The sequence below is a fragment of the Clostridium bornimense genome, assembly GCF_000577895.1.
GTDB lineage: Bacteria > Bacillota > Clostridia > Clostridiales > Clostridiaceae > Clostridium_AN > Clostridium_AN bornimense.
Genome location: NZ_HG917868.1, coordinates 1340427 through 1357236, shown reverse-complemented (window position 1 = coordinate 1357236; position 16810 = coordinate 1340427). Strand labels below are relative to the sequence as shown.

Sequence of the window (16810 nt, the reverse complement as noted above, 5' to 3'; positions counted from 1 at the left end):
TATTCATAAATAAAGAAAATGAATTAAAATCATTCAACTTATATAAACTTTAATAAATTTTATATAAATAAATTATATTCTTTAGAAATTTAGGAAAAACTATTATTAGAGTAAGGAGGAATATCTATGTATGATGCTAAAGAAAAACTAAACGAATTTAATAATCCTAATGAATCTTTAAAATGTGATTGTATAAGTGAAAAGTCCTATTTTAAAAATTTAAACTCATCTTATATTTATCAATCAAAGACCTCATCTGTACCGTACTCACCCAAATCTTTTTCTTAAAAATAGGCTAGAATAATTCTAGCCTACTTTAATCCATCTATAATATTTTTCTACAATTTCAAATCCAAATTTTTTGTATAAATCTATAGCCACTTTATTATTAACATCAACTTTTAAATATAATTCATCTGCATTAAATTTTTGTGCAAGAGAACATAATTTATATAACAAATTTTTACTGTATCCTTTTCCTCGATATGCTGGAATTATTCCAAAATTGACTATATAATATCGTCTTTTATCATAGATTATTTGCCCATAACCTATAGGTTCATTTTCATAGTATAAAAAGACTCCTCCATTTCTTATGGAATACTTTTGTGTCAAATCATATTTGATGTCATCTACAGTTAAAGGGATCCGATTACTATTATAAAAAATAATATTTTGTAATCTACATCTTAAATCTTCATCTCTATTACATTTAAACATTTTAAAAGCTAGATTATCAACACTCTCACATTTAGTAGTTATTTTGCATAAATCCATTTTCATTTCACAGGCGCCCGATAACCGTCTAAACTTTAAAGCTTCTAATACATTATTATAAATACAATTATCTATAGATGAATAGTATATACCACTATATGAATCAGGTATAATAGACAACAGCTTATTATATACATTTACTAGGTTATCCCCCTCAGCATATATAGATTTTATATTGTAAACACTGTACTCATATTTTGATCTTTCAAACCATATAAATCCAACATATTTCCCTTTAAATGATATAATTCTTAATTTACTTAATAACTTAAATTTTTTTAAGAATCTATCGCGCTTAATTTCTATAAGTATATCCTCATTTAAATTATTTAAACCTTTGGATCTTAAATTAAGATCTTTCAAGTACTTAAAATTTTTTTTATTTATTCTTTCTAAAACATACATATGATTTTATTCCCCTAAGATTTAAATAAAAAGTCAACAGTAAACTGTTGACTTTTTATTTATAGCATATAATCTACTTCTTTAATTGAAAGCTCTATTCTCTTCTTAGCTGCATCTACAACAATTATTTTAGCCTTAACTTCTTCACCTAAACTTAACACTTCATCTGGTTTAGAAATTCTCTTTTCACTTATTTGAGATATATGAATTAAACCATCTATACCTACTTCTAATTCTACAAAAGCTCCAAATGATGTAAATCTAACTACTTTTCCTAATACAACTGATCCCACAGGATATTTTTCTTCAACATTTAACCATGGATCATTAGTAGTTCTCTTGATAGATAATGATAATTTCTTTGTTTCAGGATCAACTGATAAAACAACTACTTTCACTTTTTGTCCAATTGATAAAACATCTGTTATTTTACTTACTTTTCCCCATGATAATTCTGAAATATGTGCAAGTCCATCCACTCCTTGGATTTCAATAAATGCACCAAAATCAGTTATTCTCTTTACTTCACCTTCTACTATATCTCCAACTTTTATTGTTTCAAATACTTTAGCCTCTTCTTTTGATTTTTTATCTTCAAGTAAAACTCTTCTTGAAACAACTATCTTTGATAATCTATTTTTCTTTTCATATTCTATAACATTAACTTCTAATTCTTTACCAACATAGATAGATAAATCCTCTACATGATTAAGTTCAATTTGTGATGCAGGTAAAAATACTCTTGCAGCATTTTTGAATAAGCAAATCACTCCACCTTTTACTACTTCAACTACTTTTACATTTATTATAGTTTTATTTTGAAAAGCATCGCTTAATTCTTTAACTATAAGTTCTCTTTGTAATTCTAACAGTGACACCACTACATATCCATCATCATTTTTTAATTTTATTATTTTTACTTCTACTTCGTCTCCAGTTTTTAAATATTCATCAAGACTAGTATTCTCTGGTAATGATACCTCTGTAACTGGTAAAAATGCCTCAGCTTTATTATTGATATCTAAATATGCTTCCTTATCATTTATTGATATAACTTTTCCTTTTACTTTTGATCCTACTCTTATAGATTCAGCTGAATCCATTTGATTCAAAACATCATTCATTGTTAATTCGTTATCGTTATTCATTTTATTAATAGCCTCCTTTATTACCCAATCTGGTGTTGATGCACCAGCTGTTATACCTATAGATATATTTTCATTACAACTAATTATATTATCCGGTATTTCGGAAGAATTTTCAATAAGAATTGTGTGTTCACAATTTTTTTTGCAAATTTCATATAATTTATTTGTATTAGACGAATGTCTTCCACCTATTACAATCATTATATCAACTCTTTTAGATAATTCCTCTGCATTCTTTTGTCTTACTTCTGTAGCGCTACAAATAGTATTAAAAACAACTAATTCTTTTGTAAGCTTCGTAGCTTCTTCTACTGCTTTAACAAAATTGCTTATTTTATTCGTAGTTTGAGTTACAATGCATAACTTTTTAGGAAAATTATCCATTGTATTAAAATCGCTACCGTCTTTAGTTATAATAGCAGAATTATCACACCATCCATTTATACCTATTACTTCCGGATGATTGCAATCTCCTACTATAGCTATAGCATATCCATTATTATGATATTTCTCAACCTTTTTATGAATGTTAGTAACATATGGACATGTAGCATCCACAATATCTAATCCTTTTCCCTTCAAATTAGAAATAACAGATTTTTCAACACCATGAGATCTTAAAATTACTTTTGTTCCAGGTGTAAGTTGTGAAATTTTATCTACATCTACTTCATGTATATTATTTTTTCTTAACTTTTTCACCACATCATTATTATGTATCAATGGCCCTAAAGTATAAATGTTATTAGTATCTTCACTATTATTAAGTGATAAATCTACTGCTCTTTGAACACCAAAACAAAACCCTGCATTTTCTGCTAATATTATTTTCTTTCCCATTATATATCCCACCTACTCTATATACTCACATATATAGTTAACAACGTCATCTATATTTAATTTTGATGTATCTATCTCAATAGCATCATCAGCCTTTTTAAGAGGACTAATTTCTCTCGTTGAATCTATTAGATCTCTCTTAATTATATCATTTAATATATCTTCATAATTTACTTCTATACCTTTACTAGTTAATTCTAAATATCTTCTCTTTGCTCTTTCTTCTGGATTTGCTGTTAAAAAGAACTTATACTTAGCGTCTGTAAGAACATTAGTGCCTATATCTCTTCCATCCATTATTACATTATATTCTTTTCCAAGTTTTTTTTGCGCCTTTACTAATAACTCTCTTACAACTTGTACTTTTGCATAATCAGATACAGAATTGCTAATTTCAGGCATAGTAATCCTATCATTAACATATTCACCATTAACAATTAATTTTTCTTTTTCAAAATGCATTTGCAAATCATTAATTAACTTAGATAGTTTTTCTGTATCTTCAGGTCTTATATTATTTTCCTTAGCAAATAGTGTAACAGCTCTATACATTGCACCAGTATTTATATACATTAAATCATACTTATTTGCTAACAAATTTGCTATAGTACTTTTCCCTGATCCTGCGGGACCATCTATTGCTATATTAAAGTTCATTTATTTACCTCTTTTCTATATTACTACCGGCTAAAAATCCTGTAGAGTATGCTATTTGTAAATTAAATCCTCCTGTATTAGCATCCACATCTATAACTTCTCCAGCAAAATACAAATTGCTAATAAATTTAGATTGCATCGTAGAAGGATCAATTTCTTTAGTGTTGACTCCTCCGGCTGTTATTATTGCTTCTGCAATAGGTCTAACACCAGAGACTTTTAAAGTAAAGTTTTGTATTACATCAATAATATTATTTCTTTCATTTTTAGTGATAGAATTTACTTTTTTATTTTCATCTATGTTAGATAATCGTATAACTATATCTATGATTTTTTTTGGTAATAAATCACATAATGAATTTTTAAAATCCTTATTTACATATTTAGCAAAGTCTTTTTGAATTCTTTTATCCAAATTATTTCTATCTAATGCAGGTTTTAAGTTTATACTAGCTGTTAATTCATCAAAATCATGAACTAATCTAGAAGCAGTTAATACAATAGGTCCTGAAATTCCAAAATGAGTAAATAACATCTCTCCAAAGCCTTTATATATAACTTTATTTTTATGTTTAAGGCTTAATTCTACATTTTTTAAACTTAATCCTGATAATTCCTTAACCCACTGTTCTTCTACAGTTATTGATGTAAGTGCTGCTCTTGGAGATATTATGGTATGACCTGCTTTTTTAGCAAACTTATATCCGTCGCCTGTAGAACCAGTCTGAGGATATGAAATACCTCCTGTTGCAATTATATAGTAGTCACCCTTAATTTTTTTTCCACCTTTTAAAATTACTGATTTCACAATTCCATCATTATATTCTATATCATCTACAACAGTATTAAGTAATATTTTTACATTGTTTTTTTTAAGTTTCTTCTCAAATACTCTGATAATATCAGAAGATTTATCCGACTTTGGAAATACACGATCACCACGTTCAACTTTTAAGTCTACTCCTTCAGATTGAAAAAAATTCATTACATCTAAATTAGTATAAGTATATAATGAAGAATATAAAAATGAAGGATTCCCTGGTATGTTATCAAAGAAATCACTTATATCTTTATAATTTGTTACATTACATCTACCTTTTCCTGTTATATATAATTTTTTCCCTAATTTTTCATTCTTTTCTATTAAAGTAACTGCGTTACCTTCTTCTGCTGCTTTTATAGCAGACATCATTCCTGCCGGTCCTCCACCTATAACAATTACAGATGACATTTACTCACCTACTATATATGTATTTATTAAAAAAGCCAAAAAGCAATATGCTTCTTAGCTTATATTAATACGATTTTAAATTTTTTTCAATTATATTTTTAAAATAAAGTATCATTTTTAAATGAATAAACTTTATATTCTTCCCAGATATCTTCTAACCCTGTAAATATTGATGATATCTTTTCTTTTTCCCTAAGTCCTACTGCTATTATTAAAGCATTGATCACTGATAATGGAGCTACTAATGAATCAACAAATGAAGCCATATTACTCTGAGCAATCAATGTATAATCAGACTTAGTTGCTAAAGGAGACAATAATGAGTCTGTAATGGCTACGACTTTTGTTCCTTTGCCATGTGCATAGTTTAATGCTTCAATAGTTCTTGCTGCATATCTTGGAAATCCTATACCTATTACTAAATCATCTTTTGAAATATTTATCATTTGTTCAAATATATCTGATACACCATATGCAACTACTTTAACATTATCTAAAATTAAATTAAGATAAAACCCTAAAAATTCAGCAAGAGCTGTTGAGCTCCTTAATCCAATAATATATATTCGCTTAGCATTAAATATACAATTCACTACTTCATCAAAAATTTTCGGATTAATTTTCTCTAAAGTAACTCTTATATTCTCCATATCTGATTTAAGGACACCTTTTAAAGCATTCTCCATAGTTATGTAATTATTGGACAACTCTATTCTCTGAACAGTAGTAAGTTTATTTTTTATCAATTCTTGTAACGCTTTCTGTAGTTTAGGATATCCACTAAATCCTAATTCATTAGCAAACCTTACAACAGTTGATTCACTTACTCCAACACTATCACCTAATTTAGCCGCTGTCATAAACGCAGCTTTATCATATTGTTTTAATATATATTCAGCTATAAGTTTTTGCCCTTTACTTAGTCGAGGAAACTTTACTTGAATAGTTCTCATTAAATCTTGCTTGCTTGAATCGATCATATTATCCCCACCTTTATGGTTGATGTGTATTTAATTTTACCATTATATGAAAAACTAATCAATATAAATTTCATTTTCAATGTATATTGAAGATATTTTACGATAATTTTGCAATATTATTCAATAAAACTTTCTCAATATGACTAATCTTAATCTAAATATTGCATATTATAATCTAAATAAAAAATTTAATTCTTTATCATTTAATTTTCGATATTCACCGATCTTCAATTCACCTAATTTTATATCTCCTATGGAAATCCTTTTTAAATTAATAACATCATGATTGATTTTAGAACACATTCTTCTTATTTGTCTATTTTTTCCTTCAGAAATTGATATTCTTATTGTTGATCTATTATCATCTCTTTTTTGAATAAAAACTTTTGCTTTAGCTGTTATATAACCACCTATATCTATACCATTCTTTAATTGTTCAATATCTTTATCGGTTATATATCCTTTAACATCAGCAATATAAGTCTTAAAAAGTTCTACTCTAGGATGCATTATTTTATTAAAAATTTCTCCATCATTAGTTAATAATAATAATCCTGATGTATTATAATCTAATCTTCCAATTGGAAATATACGTTCTTTTGATTTTACTATATCTATAACTGTCTTTCTTCCTCTTTCATCAGAAGCACTAGTTATAACACCAGTAGGCTTATTTAAAATATAATATACCTTTTTATCTTCTTTATCTATTTTAACTCCATCAAATTCTATAATATCTTTATCTACTAACACTTTTTTTCCTAATTCATTTACTATAATACCATTAACTTTTACTCTTCCTTCTAAAATAAACTCTTCACATTTTCTTCTTGAAGCTACTCCACAACTAGCCATATATTTTTGTAATCTTTCTTCCAAAATATCACCTACCTATTAATATATTTTAATAATTTCTCTTTGTATTTACAACATATAATATTTACAATAACTAATATTATTGTTATAGTAAACTAAGCTAAAATTAATGTTTCAAGGGAGAATATTTATATGTCAAAGAAGTTTTTTAAAGGTAGTGTAATGCTAAACCCTACCCCTGTTGTTTTAATTACATCTAAAAATAAAGAAAATAAAGTAAATGTATTTACCGTTGGCTGGATTAGTACTGTTTGTACAAAACCACCAATGATTGCTATGGGAATTCGTCCAGAAAGATTATCTCATGAATATATAAAAGAATCTATGGAATGTGTCATAAATTTACCATCTAGAGATATGGTTAAAATAGTAGATTATTGTGGAGTACGATCTGGTAAAGTAGAAGATAAAATTAAGCATTTTAATTTAGAACTAGAACCTGGTGAGAAAATAGGAACCCCTTCTTTAAAAAAATCACCAGTTGCTCTTGAATGCAAAGTTACAGATATATCAAAACTAGGAACTCACGATATGTTCTTATGTGAAGTAGTCGGTGTAAAAGTAGAAGACTCCTTGATAAATAATAATGGTAAAATTGAATTTAATAAAGCTAATCTTATTACTTATTGTCATGGAGAATATTTTGGTATAAATTCAAAATCATTAGGTACCTTTGGTTATTCAGTTGCAAAAAAGAAGAATAAAAATAAATATTATAAAGAAAATAATAACAATAAAAGTTTAAAACAAAAGGAAAGGAAATATTAATGAGCATTAACATTATCATATTTTCTGTAATGATTATTATTAATACAATTTCAATATTTTCTCTTATCTTTATAGAAAGAAGAGAGCCATCTACAACTTGGGGGTGGTTACTAATTATAACTTTACTCCCTGGTGTCGGATTTGTGCTATATCTATGTTTTGGTCAAGATTTAAGTAAAAGAAAGATTTTTAATGAAAAAAATATTATCGATAAAATTAAGTTAGATAACATTGATAGAAAAGAACATATAAATACAATTAACGCTTCTCCACGATTTTCTGATTTAATTAAAATGAATTTTAATCACTGTGGTGCTTTATATACTAATAATAATTCAATAACTACTTATATAAATGGTGAAGAGAAATTTAAAAATTTATTGAAAGATATAGAAAATGCAAAGGAATTTGTTCATATAGAATATTATATTTTTAAATTAGATAATCTAGGTAATACCATCTTAGAACTATTGAAGAAGAAAGTAAATGAAGGTGTGGAGGTTAGGTTACTGATTGATGCTATGGGTTCAAAGAGCATCAGACGAAAAGAACAAGAATATATTAAAAATTTAGGTATTGAATTTGCATTATTTTTCCCCGGAATTCTTCCACTAATAAATCTTAGAATCAATTATAGAAATCACCGAAAAATAGCAGTAATTGACGGGGTCATTGGATATGTCGGTGGATTTAATGTTGGAGACGAATATGTAAATAAAGGAAAAAAATTCTCATTTTGGAGAGATACTCATTTACGTATAGAAGGTGATGCTGTAACAGAGCTGAATACAAGATTTTTAATGGATTGGGATTATGCTAATAAATCTTCTACAACAAAAAATCCTAAGTATTTTCCATCTTCTCGCAATGTAGGAAATATAGGTATTCAGATAGTTTCATCTGGCCCAGATCATATTGAAGAATTTATTAAAAATTCTTATTTAAAAATAATAAATAACGCTAAAGATCATATTTATATTCAAACTCCTTATCTAGTTTTAGATGAACCAATGATAGAGGCATTAAAGATATCTGCATTATCTGGAGTTGATGTAAGAATAATGGTTCCTTATAAACCAGATCACTTTTATATGCCTTGGATATTACATGCTAATATAGATTTACTTTTAAATTCAGGTATAAAATTTTATCAATACAACAATGGTTTTATTCATGCAAAAACTATTGTTGCCGATAGTTCTGTTGCTAGTATCGGTACTGCAAACTTTGATATAAGAAGTTTTAAATTAAATTTTGAAGTTAATGCAATAATATATGATGAAGAGATGGCTAAAAAATACGAAGAAATTTTTAGAGAAGATGAAAAAGTATGTATACCTTTGGATAAGTCAAAGTTTAATAATAGAGGTGTAATAAAAAAATTTATGGAGTCTATAATCAGATTAATATCACCAATTTTATAAAAAAAGTACTATAGTAAAATCAACTATAGTACTTTTTTAACTTTTTCATTTTAATAAGCTTATATATTTTTCTACAAATTCATTAGCTTCATCATATTCTTTTGTATCAGGTACAAATTTAAATCTTAATCCATCATTTAAAACGTTAAACTTTAAATCTTTCATTCTAGATAGAATCATAGGTACCCCTTCTCCACTCCATCCAAAAGACCCAAAGGCAGATGCAATTTTTCCTCTTACATTAATTGGACATAAAGAATTAAGTAAATCCCATGCTGGTCTTACAGCGTCCTGATTAATAGTAGGTGTACCAACTAATATTCCTTTTGATGTTTCCACAACCTTAACAAGGTATGAAATATCATAAGATGTAATCTCATATGTTTCTACTTGAAACCCTTTTTGTTCTAATCTTTCTTTTATATAATTAGACATCTTTTCAGTATTTCCATAGGCACTTATATAAAAAATAGATATTTTATTATTTACTACATCATCTTTTTTAGCCATTTCATAATATGCATCTTTAATTTTATTGATATATGTTTCAGTATGAATAGGTCCATGTGAAGGACATATCATTTTTAGAGATAGATTATCTATTTTATCTAAACCGTTCTTAACAAACTTACTAAAAGGTGACATAATAGTTTGATAATAGTACTTCATTTCTTTAATATATGCATCATCATATGTTGTAAATATACTATCATCTGGACAATAATGACAACCTAAAAAATCACAAGTAAATAGAATTTCCTTATTCTTCACATAAGTAAACATTGTATCTGGCCAATGTAAATTAGGTGCAGAAATAAACTCTAAAGTATGTTCACCAAGATTCAATTCTTTAATAGATGATATATCTATTGATTTAAAACTAGCATTTATAATTTCTCTTAAGTACATTATCGCAGCTTTAGTAGCAATGATAGTAGCATCAGGATACACCTTTAGGAAATCCTTTATACTACCGGAATGATCTAACTCTGTATGATTTACAATTATATAATCGATAGACTTTTCTCCAAGAATTTCTTTAACTTTTTCTACAGATTCCTGAAAAAACTTATTCTTTACTGTATCTATAAGCGCTACCTTATCATCATTTATTAAATATGAATTATAGGTAGTCCCTTTATCTGTTGTCATTATTATATCAAAAACCCTTAAGTTTTTGTCTTTTGTACCGACCCAGTAAATATTTTTACTTAATTCTAAACACTCCATAACTGCTCCTATAAATAATAATTCTTATTAAATATATTTTATCACATAAAAATTGGATATTCAATTAATATTTAATATTTATAATATATTGAAAATGAAGTGCTCTTGTAAGTACGACATATAATAGTTTATTATCAAAAATATTATCTTCATAACTATTTTCATTAATAACAATAGAACAATCAAATTCTAATCCTTTAGTCATATAAGATGGTATTACCATAAAGTTAAACTCAAAATCATCCATTCTATCTTTTACTAAAGTCCACGAATAATTTGAATTTCTACGTAAATATGAATAAACTTTTTTACATTCATCAGAACTTTTACATATTACAGCCACTATCCTTTTTCCATTACTTAATACATCTTCACATATATCATCGATTTTCATTGTCATTTCTTTTTGAGTTTCTACATCTATATGTTTTACTTCTTTTCCATGTCTCAAAACTGCTCTTGATGGTTCAAAGTCTAAATTTTGTCTTCTAAATATTTTATTTGCATAATCTATTATTTCAACTGTTGATCTATAGGATTGCTTAAGATAAATAAATTCACTCTCATCAAATATCTTTTCTTTAAGAACATTCCAATCCGTTATCCCTTTAAAAAAGTAAATTCCTTGAGCTAAATCACCAACCACAGTAAAAGATTCCATTGAACATATCTCTTTTATCATACTAAAAGCTAATGGTGAATAGTCTTGAGCCTCGTCTATAACAATATGTCTAAATTTATTTTTATCATCTATGCCATTAATTTTAGATATTAGATATGCCATTGCTATAATATCATCACCATCAATGACTTTTTGGTTATCATTGATATTAAAAGATTCTTTTATATAATCTAATAATTCAGATGGAATTTTATTAATCTGTACTTTCTCTGCGATTTCTTCATTAAAAAACATTTCTTTATAAACATCATATATATTTTTAACATTATAAACTTTAATATTTTCTTCAATTATAGATTTATACTTATTTAATAATGAAGCTTTTTTCTCATCTCTTTCATTATATACTAGTGTTAACATTTGACGTCTGTCTTCACTATCTTCAAAATCTCTTTTTATTTTTTTAACTCTTAAATCATAAAACATATCTAATTTTTCGAATACTTGACTTAAAACGATTTTTTTCTTTTTTAAAAAATATTTTCGTATTTCTTCTTTTCTTCTATTTAGGGATAGATTTTTCATATCCTCTCCATAAAGCTTTCTTATTTCTGTTGCTTTAAAAAGAACAAACCCTTCACACTTAATGTCATATATATTCTCATATTCTCGTTTTTCAAGAAACTCAATATAATTATCTAATATATCTCTAAATTCTATAGATCCTTTAAACCTTGATGCTTCAATTAAAAGATCTTTATCTTCGTTCTCATTTATAAATTCACTAAGCTTTTCTTCTTTGGAAATATATTTAGTTTTCATTTTTAAGATATTTAAGGCTACTTGCTCCATAGTATATTGCTTAACTTTATCTACTCCTAATGATGGCAATATATTTGAAATATAATCTAAAAACATTTTATTTGGTGCGACTACTAAAATATCATTTCCACATAGGTTTCTTCGATATTTATACAATAAATATGCCAGTCTATGTAATGCTACAGTAGTTTTACCTGATCCAGCAGAACCTTGAATAATAAGTGCACTATTAAGTGGAGCTCTTATTATATCATTTTGTTCCTTTTGTATTGTAGCTACGACTTCTTTTAATTTAGTTGATGAAGACTCTTCTAAATTAATTTTTAAAAATTCATCAATAAGATTCTCATCACCATTACTTCCCTTAATAATGAGCTCATTACCTTCATCAAAAGCATCTCTTATCTCTCCATTTTCAATAATAAACTTTCTTTTAGCCTTTAATTCACCATCTATCCATCCATCTGGAGCCTCATAAGAAACATCTCCAATTATTCCGCTATAATATAAATCTGCAATAGGCGCTCTCCAATCAACAACAACTTCTTCAGCTTCTACTGAATCCATTATACCTATCTTTCCTATATAAAAACTTTCACAATCTTTTTTTCTCTCTCTGAAATCTACTCTTCCAAAATAAGGCTTATCTATTGCTTCTTTATAATTCACTATTGAACTACTTGTTACATTATATAACTTTTCCATAGTATCTAATTCTTCATTATATTTTCCTTTTGCATCTTTTTTAAGAGAAGATATTTTCAATTCTAATTCTTCATTTTTTTTAATTTTTATATTAATTTCGTTATTTATCAAATCTTTCTTTTCTTTTAATACCTTTACTTCATAGGTTAGTTCATTAAGTGTTATTGCCATATATTTTCCCCTTTATTTTTTCTTTGTCAAATAGTTTTATTTTATCATATATTTATTTATATAAGAATAGTGTTTTAAAATTTAATTTACAATAACATAATTAGGATTATGTAAACTAAATATTATTTGTAGATAAAATTACTATTAAAATAGACAATTTCTAAGCTTAATACTTAAGCTGTATAAAAGTATATCCTATGAAGTCACGAAATACTTAATTGTATAATTTATTTTTTAAGGACTTACCATATTGATAAAATAATCGAAACAGATTTGCGTAGCTACAGCTTTAAATATACAAGGTCATTTAAGAATACATTACTTAGTAAAAAAGCTGCCACACAATTTGTGTGACAGCTCCCTTTTTTATTCTATCATACTCTTAACTTTCATTAATCTAGTTATAGAACTTCTTTCATTTTCATCAAGTTTCATCTTGATAAACTTAATTGTTTCTTGAAGACTTGGTATTGTCATGTATTCTAGAGCATTAACTCTTCTTCTTGTCTTTTCAATTTCATCAGCCATAAGTTGGCATGATTTCTCTACTTCAGCAAGTTCTAAAAGCTTAGGAAGTATAGAGTATAACTTTTCTATAGCTCCATCTAATTCAGTAGAAGTATTACCAAAACCATAAGGATAAATACTTCCTGCATCATCTTCCATGGATCTTTTAAATTCCATTACTGGAACATTAACACTCATAATATTCTTAACATCAACTTCAAGAGAAATGCTTTCTTTAGGATAAGCAATTGCTTCCTCAAGGAACTCTGAACTCATTACAGCTCTAGCCATAACGAAATCTTTAAAAGCTCCACCAAGCATCTCTTCTACTTCTTTTCTTAAAACATTATTATATTTTACAAGATCTATAAATCTTCTCATAAGCTCATCTTGCTTATCTTTTAAAAGTTTATGACCCCTTGTAGAAGTAGCTAAACGCTTTTTAAGCTTAGTGAGTTCCATTCTTGTTGGATTCACATTAAGTCTAGCCATAACTATACTTCCTCTCTAGGCATATACTTTTCTAAATACTCATCTCTAATTCTCTTAAGTTCAGTCTTAGGTAATATTTTTAGAAGTTTCCATCCAAGTTCTAATGTTTCTTCAATAGTTCTGTTTGTTTCAAATCCTTGAGAAACATATTCTTCTTCAAAAGCTTCTGCAAACTTTGCATATTGTTTATCAGCATCTGATAATGCAGATTCCCCTAAGATAACAGCTAATTCTTTAGCTTGCTTACCTTGTGCATAAGCTGCAAATAATTGGTTCATTGTATCAGCATGGTCTTCTCTAGTCTTACCTTTACCTATACCCTTATCTTTAAGTCTTGAAAGAGATGGTAATACATCTATTGGAGGCATTACACCTTTTTTATATAATTCTCTTGAAAGAATTATTTGTCCTTCAGTAATATATCCTGTTAAATCAGGAATTGGGTGTGTTTTATCTTCTTCAGGCATTGTAAGTATTGGAATTTGAGTAACTGATCCTTCGGAACCTTTAATTCTTCCTGCTCTTTCATATAAAGTAGAAAGGTCAGTATAAAGATATCCTGGGTAACCTCTTCTTCCTGGAACTTCTTTTCTAGCTGCTGAAACTTCTCTTAATGCTTCTGCATAGTTTGTAATATCAGTCATGATTACAAGAACGTGCATTCCTTTTTCATAAGCAAGATATTCTGCTGCAGTAAGAGCCATTCTTGGTGTAGCTATTCTTTCGATAGCTGGGTCATTTGCTAAGTTCATAAATAGAACTGATCTATCAATAGCTCCAGTTTTCTTAAAGTCTTCTACGAAAAATTGTGATTCTTCGAAAGTAATACCTATCGCAGCAAATACAACGGCAAACTTAGAATCTGAATTTAAAACTTTCGCTTGTCTTGCGATCTGAGCTGCAAGTTCAGCATGTGGAAGACCTGAAGCTGAGAATATTGGTAGCTTTTGACCTCTAACTAATGTGTTTAAGTGGTCAATAGCTGAAATTCCAGTTTGAATAAATTCATCTGGGAATTCTCTTGCTACTGGGTTAATTGCTTCACCATTGATATCTAATCTTTTTTCAGCAATTATATTTGGACCATTATCAATTGGTCTTCCCATCCCATCAAATACTCTACCAAGCATATCTTCTGATACACCTAGTTCTAGTGGATGAGCTAAGAATTTAGCTTTTGATCCTTTAAGGTTAATTCCTGAAGATCCTTCAAATAATTGTACCATAGCTTTTGAACCATTAACTTCAAGAACTTTACCTCTTCTTAGTTCACCATTTTGTAATTCAATTTCAACTAATTCGTCGTATTTTACACCTTCAACACCTTCAACAGCCATTAAAGGACCAACTACCTCAGTTATAGTTCTATATTCTTTAAGCATCAGCTAGCCCTCCTTCACTTATTAATTTATCTACGGCTTGCTTTAACTCAACAATTACATCGTCGATTTTTTCTAATTCGTTCTTAGATATATATTTAGTTCTTGCAATTCTATCTCTAACTTCAAGAGCTAATACCTTATCTAAGTAAACTCCTGCATCAAGAGCTCTTAATGCTTCATCTTGGAAAGCTAAGATTGCTTTTAACATTCTATATTGCTTTGCAAGCGGAGTATAAGTATCTTCTTCATGGAACGCATTTTGTTGAAGATAATCTTCTCTTATTGATTTTGCTACTTCAAGTTTTAATCTATCTTTTTCAGATAATGCATCAAGACCTACAAGTCTTACTATTTCTTCTAAGCTTGCTTCTTCTTGAAGTAATGTCATCGCTCTAAGTCTTAAAGAAGACCAATCTGGAGCAACTGTCTCATCTAAGTATTTGTCAATCTTATCAACATATAATGAATAAGAATTTAACCAGTTAATTGATGGGAAGTGTCTCTTATATGCAAGTTGTGCATCAAGTCCCCAGAAAACTTTTACTATTCTTAATGTTGATTGAGTAACTGGTTCTGAAATATCTCCTCCTGGAGGTGATACCGCTGAAATTGCAGTTATAGATCCAACTCTTTCATCTTCACCTAAACATACAACTTTACCAGCTCTTTCATAATACTCAGCAAGTCTTGATCCAAGGTAAGCTGGATATCCTTCATCCCCTGGCATTTCTTCAAGTCTACCAGACATTTCTCTTAATGCTTCTGCCCATCTTGAAGTTGAGTCAGCCATTATAGCAACAGAGTAACCCATATCTCTGTAATACTCAGCTATTGTTATACCTGTATATATACATGCTTCTCTAGCTGCAACTGGCATGTTTGATGTATTAGCAATAAGTACAGTTCTCTTCATTAAGCTTTCACCAGTCTTAGGGTCTTTAAGTTCTGGGAATTCGTTAAGAACGTCTGTCATCTCATTACCACGTTCACCACAACCAACGTAAACAACTATTTCAGCATCTCCCCACTTAGCAACTTGGTGTTGAACAACTGTCTTACCAGCTCCGAATGGTCCTGGTACCGCAGCAGCACCACCAGTAGTTACAGGGAAAAATGTATCAATAACTCTTTGACCTGTAAGCATAGGTTCAACTGGGTTTAATTTTTTAGCATATGGTCTTCCTGTTCTTACTGACCATTTTCTAAGCATAGTAATATCTTTATTACCTTCCTTAGTTTCAATAACAGCTACTACTTCTTCGATTGTAAAGTCGCCTGATTTAATTTCTACAACTTTACCTTCGATTCCATGAGGAACCATTATCTTATGGTTTACAACTGCAGTTTCTTGAACTGTTCCAAGAACGTAACCTTCTTTAACTTCAGCTCCAACTTCTACTGTTGGCTTAAATGTCCATTTTTTCTCTCTATCTAAAGCTAAAACATGAACACCTTTCTTTAAGAATGCACTGTTAGCAGCTTTAAAGAACTTATCTAATGGTCTTTGAATACCATCAAACATTGATTCCATAAGTCCTGGTCCAAGTTCTACTGATAATGGTTCTCCTGTAGAAACTACTGGATCCCCAGGTCCAAGACCACTTGTTTCTTCATAAACCTGAATTGATGCCTTATCGCCTCTCATTTCGATGATTTCACCAATAAGTCCATTTTCTCCAACTTTACAAACGTCATATATATTTGCTTCTTCCATTCCTTCAGCAATAACCAAAGGTCCGGATACCTTAATTATTTTTCCTGTTTTCAAGTTAC

13 protein-coding genes are annotated in these 16810 nt (G+C 28.4%); 2 read left to right on the top strand and 11 right to left on the bottom strand.

Features of this window, described 5'->3' with window-relative positions; translation table 11 throughout:
• Positions 1 to 306: 306 nt before the first annotated feature.
• From CM240_RS16820 to CM240_RS05960, 6 genes are all read right to left on the bottom strand, one after another.
• Complete coding sequence (locus tag CM240_RS16820) at positions 307 to 1182, bottom strand: GNAT family N-acetyltransferase (RefSeq protein WP_051483725.1); 876 nt, start codon at positions 1180 to 1182, stop codon at positions 307 to 309.
• A 59-nt stretch (positions 1183 to 1241) separates the two neighbouring features.
• The gene (locus CM240_RS05980; RefSeq protein WP_044037401.1) at positions 1242 to 3170 is read right to left on the bottom strand and encodes a bifunctional 4-hydroxy-3-methylbut-2-enyl diphosphate reductase/30S ribosomal protein S1; all 1929 of its coding nucleotides are present in this window, start codon (positions 3168 to 3170) and stop codon (positions 1242 to 1244) included.
• Positions 3171 to 3182: 12 nt separating this feature from the next.
• Positions 3183 to 3827, bottom strand: coding sequence for a (d)CMP kinase (gene cmk / locus CM240_RS05975; RefSeq protein WP_044037399.1), 645 nt, complete (start codon positions 3825 to 3827; stop codon positions 3183 to 3185).
• 4 nt (positions 3828 to 3831) lie between these two features.
• Positions 3832 to 5058, bottom strand: a complete 1227-nt coding sequence (locus CM240_RS05970) for a BaiN/RdsA family NAD(P)/FAD-dependent oxidoreductase (RefSeq protein ID WP_044037397.1) — start codon at positions 5056 to 5058, stop codon at positions 3832 to 3834.
• Between the two features lie 98 nt (positions 5059 to 5156).
• Complete coding sequence (locus CM240_RS05965; protein WP_044039784.1) at positions 5157 to 6035, bottom strand: MurR/RpiR family transcriptional regulator; 879 nt, start codon at positions 6033 to 6035, stop codon at positions 5157 to 5159.
• Positions 6036 to 6206: 171 nt separating this feature from the next.
• Entirely contained in the window at positions 6207 to 6917 is a 711-nt protein-coding gene (locus CM240_RS05960) for a pseudouridine synthase (protein ID WP_044037394.1), read from the bottom strand.
• 129 nt (positions 6918 to 7046) lie between these two features.
• On the opposite strand from CM240_RS05960, the gene CM240_RS05955 reads away from it, so the two are divergent.
• Together CM240_RS05955 and cls are read left to right on the top strand one after the other, a co-directional pair.
• The gene (locus tag CM240_RS05955; protein ID WP_051483724.1) at positions 7047 to 7682 is read left to right on the top strand and encodes a flavin reductase family protein; all 636 of its coding nucleotides are present in this window, start codon (positions 7047 to 7049) and stop codon (positions 7680 to 7682) included.
• Positions 7682 to 9106 (top strand): cardiolipin synthase, encoded by a 1425-nt coding sequence (gene cls / locus CM240_RS05950; RefSeq protein ID WP_044037392.1) that lies wholly within the window; start codon positions 7682 to 7684, stop codon positions 9104 to 9106. Before CM240_RS05955 ends, cls begins: the two co-directional genes overlap by 1 nt.
• Positions 9107 to 9151: 45 nt before the next feature.
• Here cls and CM240_RS05945 read toward each other — a convergent pair whose 3' ends face one another.
• From CM240_RS05945 to CM240_RS05925, 5 genes are all read right to left on the bottom strand, one after another.
• On the bottom strand, positions 9152 to 10336 hold the full coding sequence (locus CM240_RS05945) for an FprA family A-type flavoprotein (protein ID WP_044037390.1): 1185 nt from the start codon (positions 10334 to 10336) through the stop codon (positions 9152 to 9154).
• Between the two features lie 64 nt (positions 10337 to 10400).
• Entirely contained in the window at positions 10401 to 12656 is a 2256-nt protein-coding gene (gene helD / locus CM240_RS05940; RefSeq protein ID WP_044037387.1) for an RNA polymerase recycling motor HelD, read from the bottom strand.
• Between the two features lie 366 nt (positions 12657 to 13022).
• Complete coding sequence (locus CM240_RS05935; RefSeq protein ID WP_044037385.1) at positions 13023 to 13655, bottom strand: V-type ATP synthase subunit D; 633 nt, start codon at positions 13653 to 13655, stop codon at positions 13023 to 13025.
• A gap of 2 nt (positions 13656 to 13657) precedes the next feature.
• Positions 13658 to 15037 carry a V-type ATP synthase subunit B gene (locus CM240_RS05930; protein WP_044037383.1) on the bottom strand — a complete coding sequence of 460 codons (1380 nt, stop codon included), beginning with the start codon at positions 15035 to 15037 and terminating at the stop codon, positions 13658 to 13660.
• Positions 15030 to 16805, bottom strand: coding sequence for a V-type ATP synthase subunit A (locus CM240_RS05925; RefSeq protein ID WP_044037381.1), 1776 nt, complete (start codon positions 16803 to 16805; stop codon positions 15030 to 15032). The genes CM240_RS05930 and CM240_RS05925 overlap by 8 nt, the downstream gene beginning before the upstream one ends.
• Positions 16806 to 16810: the final 5 nt, after the last annotated feature.

What these genes read in the sequence shown, in the direction of transcription:
- CM240_RS16820 (WP_051483725.1), bottom strand. Translation starts at nt 1,182, where the DNA reads ATGTATGTTTTAGAAAGAATAAATAAAAAAAATTTTAAGTACTTGAAA.
- CM240_RS05980 (WP_044037401.1), bottom strand. Translation starts at nt 3,170, where the DNA reads ATGGGAAAGAAAATAATATTAGCAGAAAATGCAGGGTTTTGTTTTGGT.
- cmk (WP_044037399.1), bottom strand. Translation starts at nt 3,827, where the DNA reads ATGAACTTTAATATAGCAATAGATGGTCCCGCAGGATCAGGGAAAAGT.
- CM240_RS05970 (WP_044037397.1), bottom strand. Translation starts at nt 5,058, where the DNA reads ATGTCATCTGTAATTGTTATAGGTGGAGGACCGGCAGGAATGATGTCT.
- CM240_RS05955 (WP_051483724.1), top strand. Translation starts at nt 7,047, where the DNA reads ATGTCAAAGAAGTTTTTTAAAGGTAGTGTAATGCTAAACCCTACCCCT.
- cls (WP_044037392.1), top strand. Translation starts at nt 7,682, where the DNA reads ATGAGCATTAACATTATCATATTTTCTGTAATGATTATTATTAATACA.
- CM240_RS05945 (WP_044037390.1), bottom strand. Translation starts at nt 10,336, where the DNA reads ATGGAGTGTTTAGAATTAAGTAAAAATATTTACTGGGTCGGTACAAAA.
- helD (WP_044037387.1), bottom strand. Translation starts at nt 12,656, where the DNA reads ATGGCAATAACACTTAATGAACTAACCTATGAAGTAAAGGTATTAAAA.
- CM240_RS05935 (WP_044037385.1), bottom strand. Translation starts at nt 13,655, where the DNA reads ATGGCTAGACTTAATGTGAATCCAACAAGAATGGAACTCACTAAGCTT.
- CM240_RS05930 (WP_044037383.1), bottom strand. Translation starts at nt 15,037, where the DNA reads ATGCTTAAAGAATATAGAACTATAACTGAGGTAGTTGGTCCTTTAATG.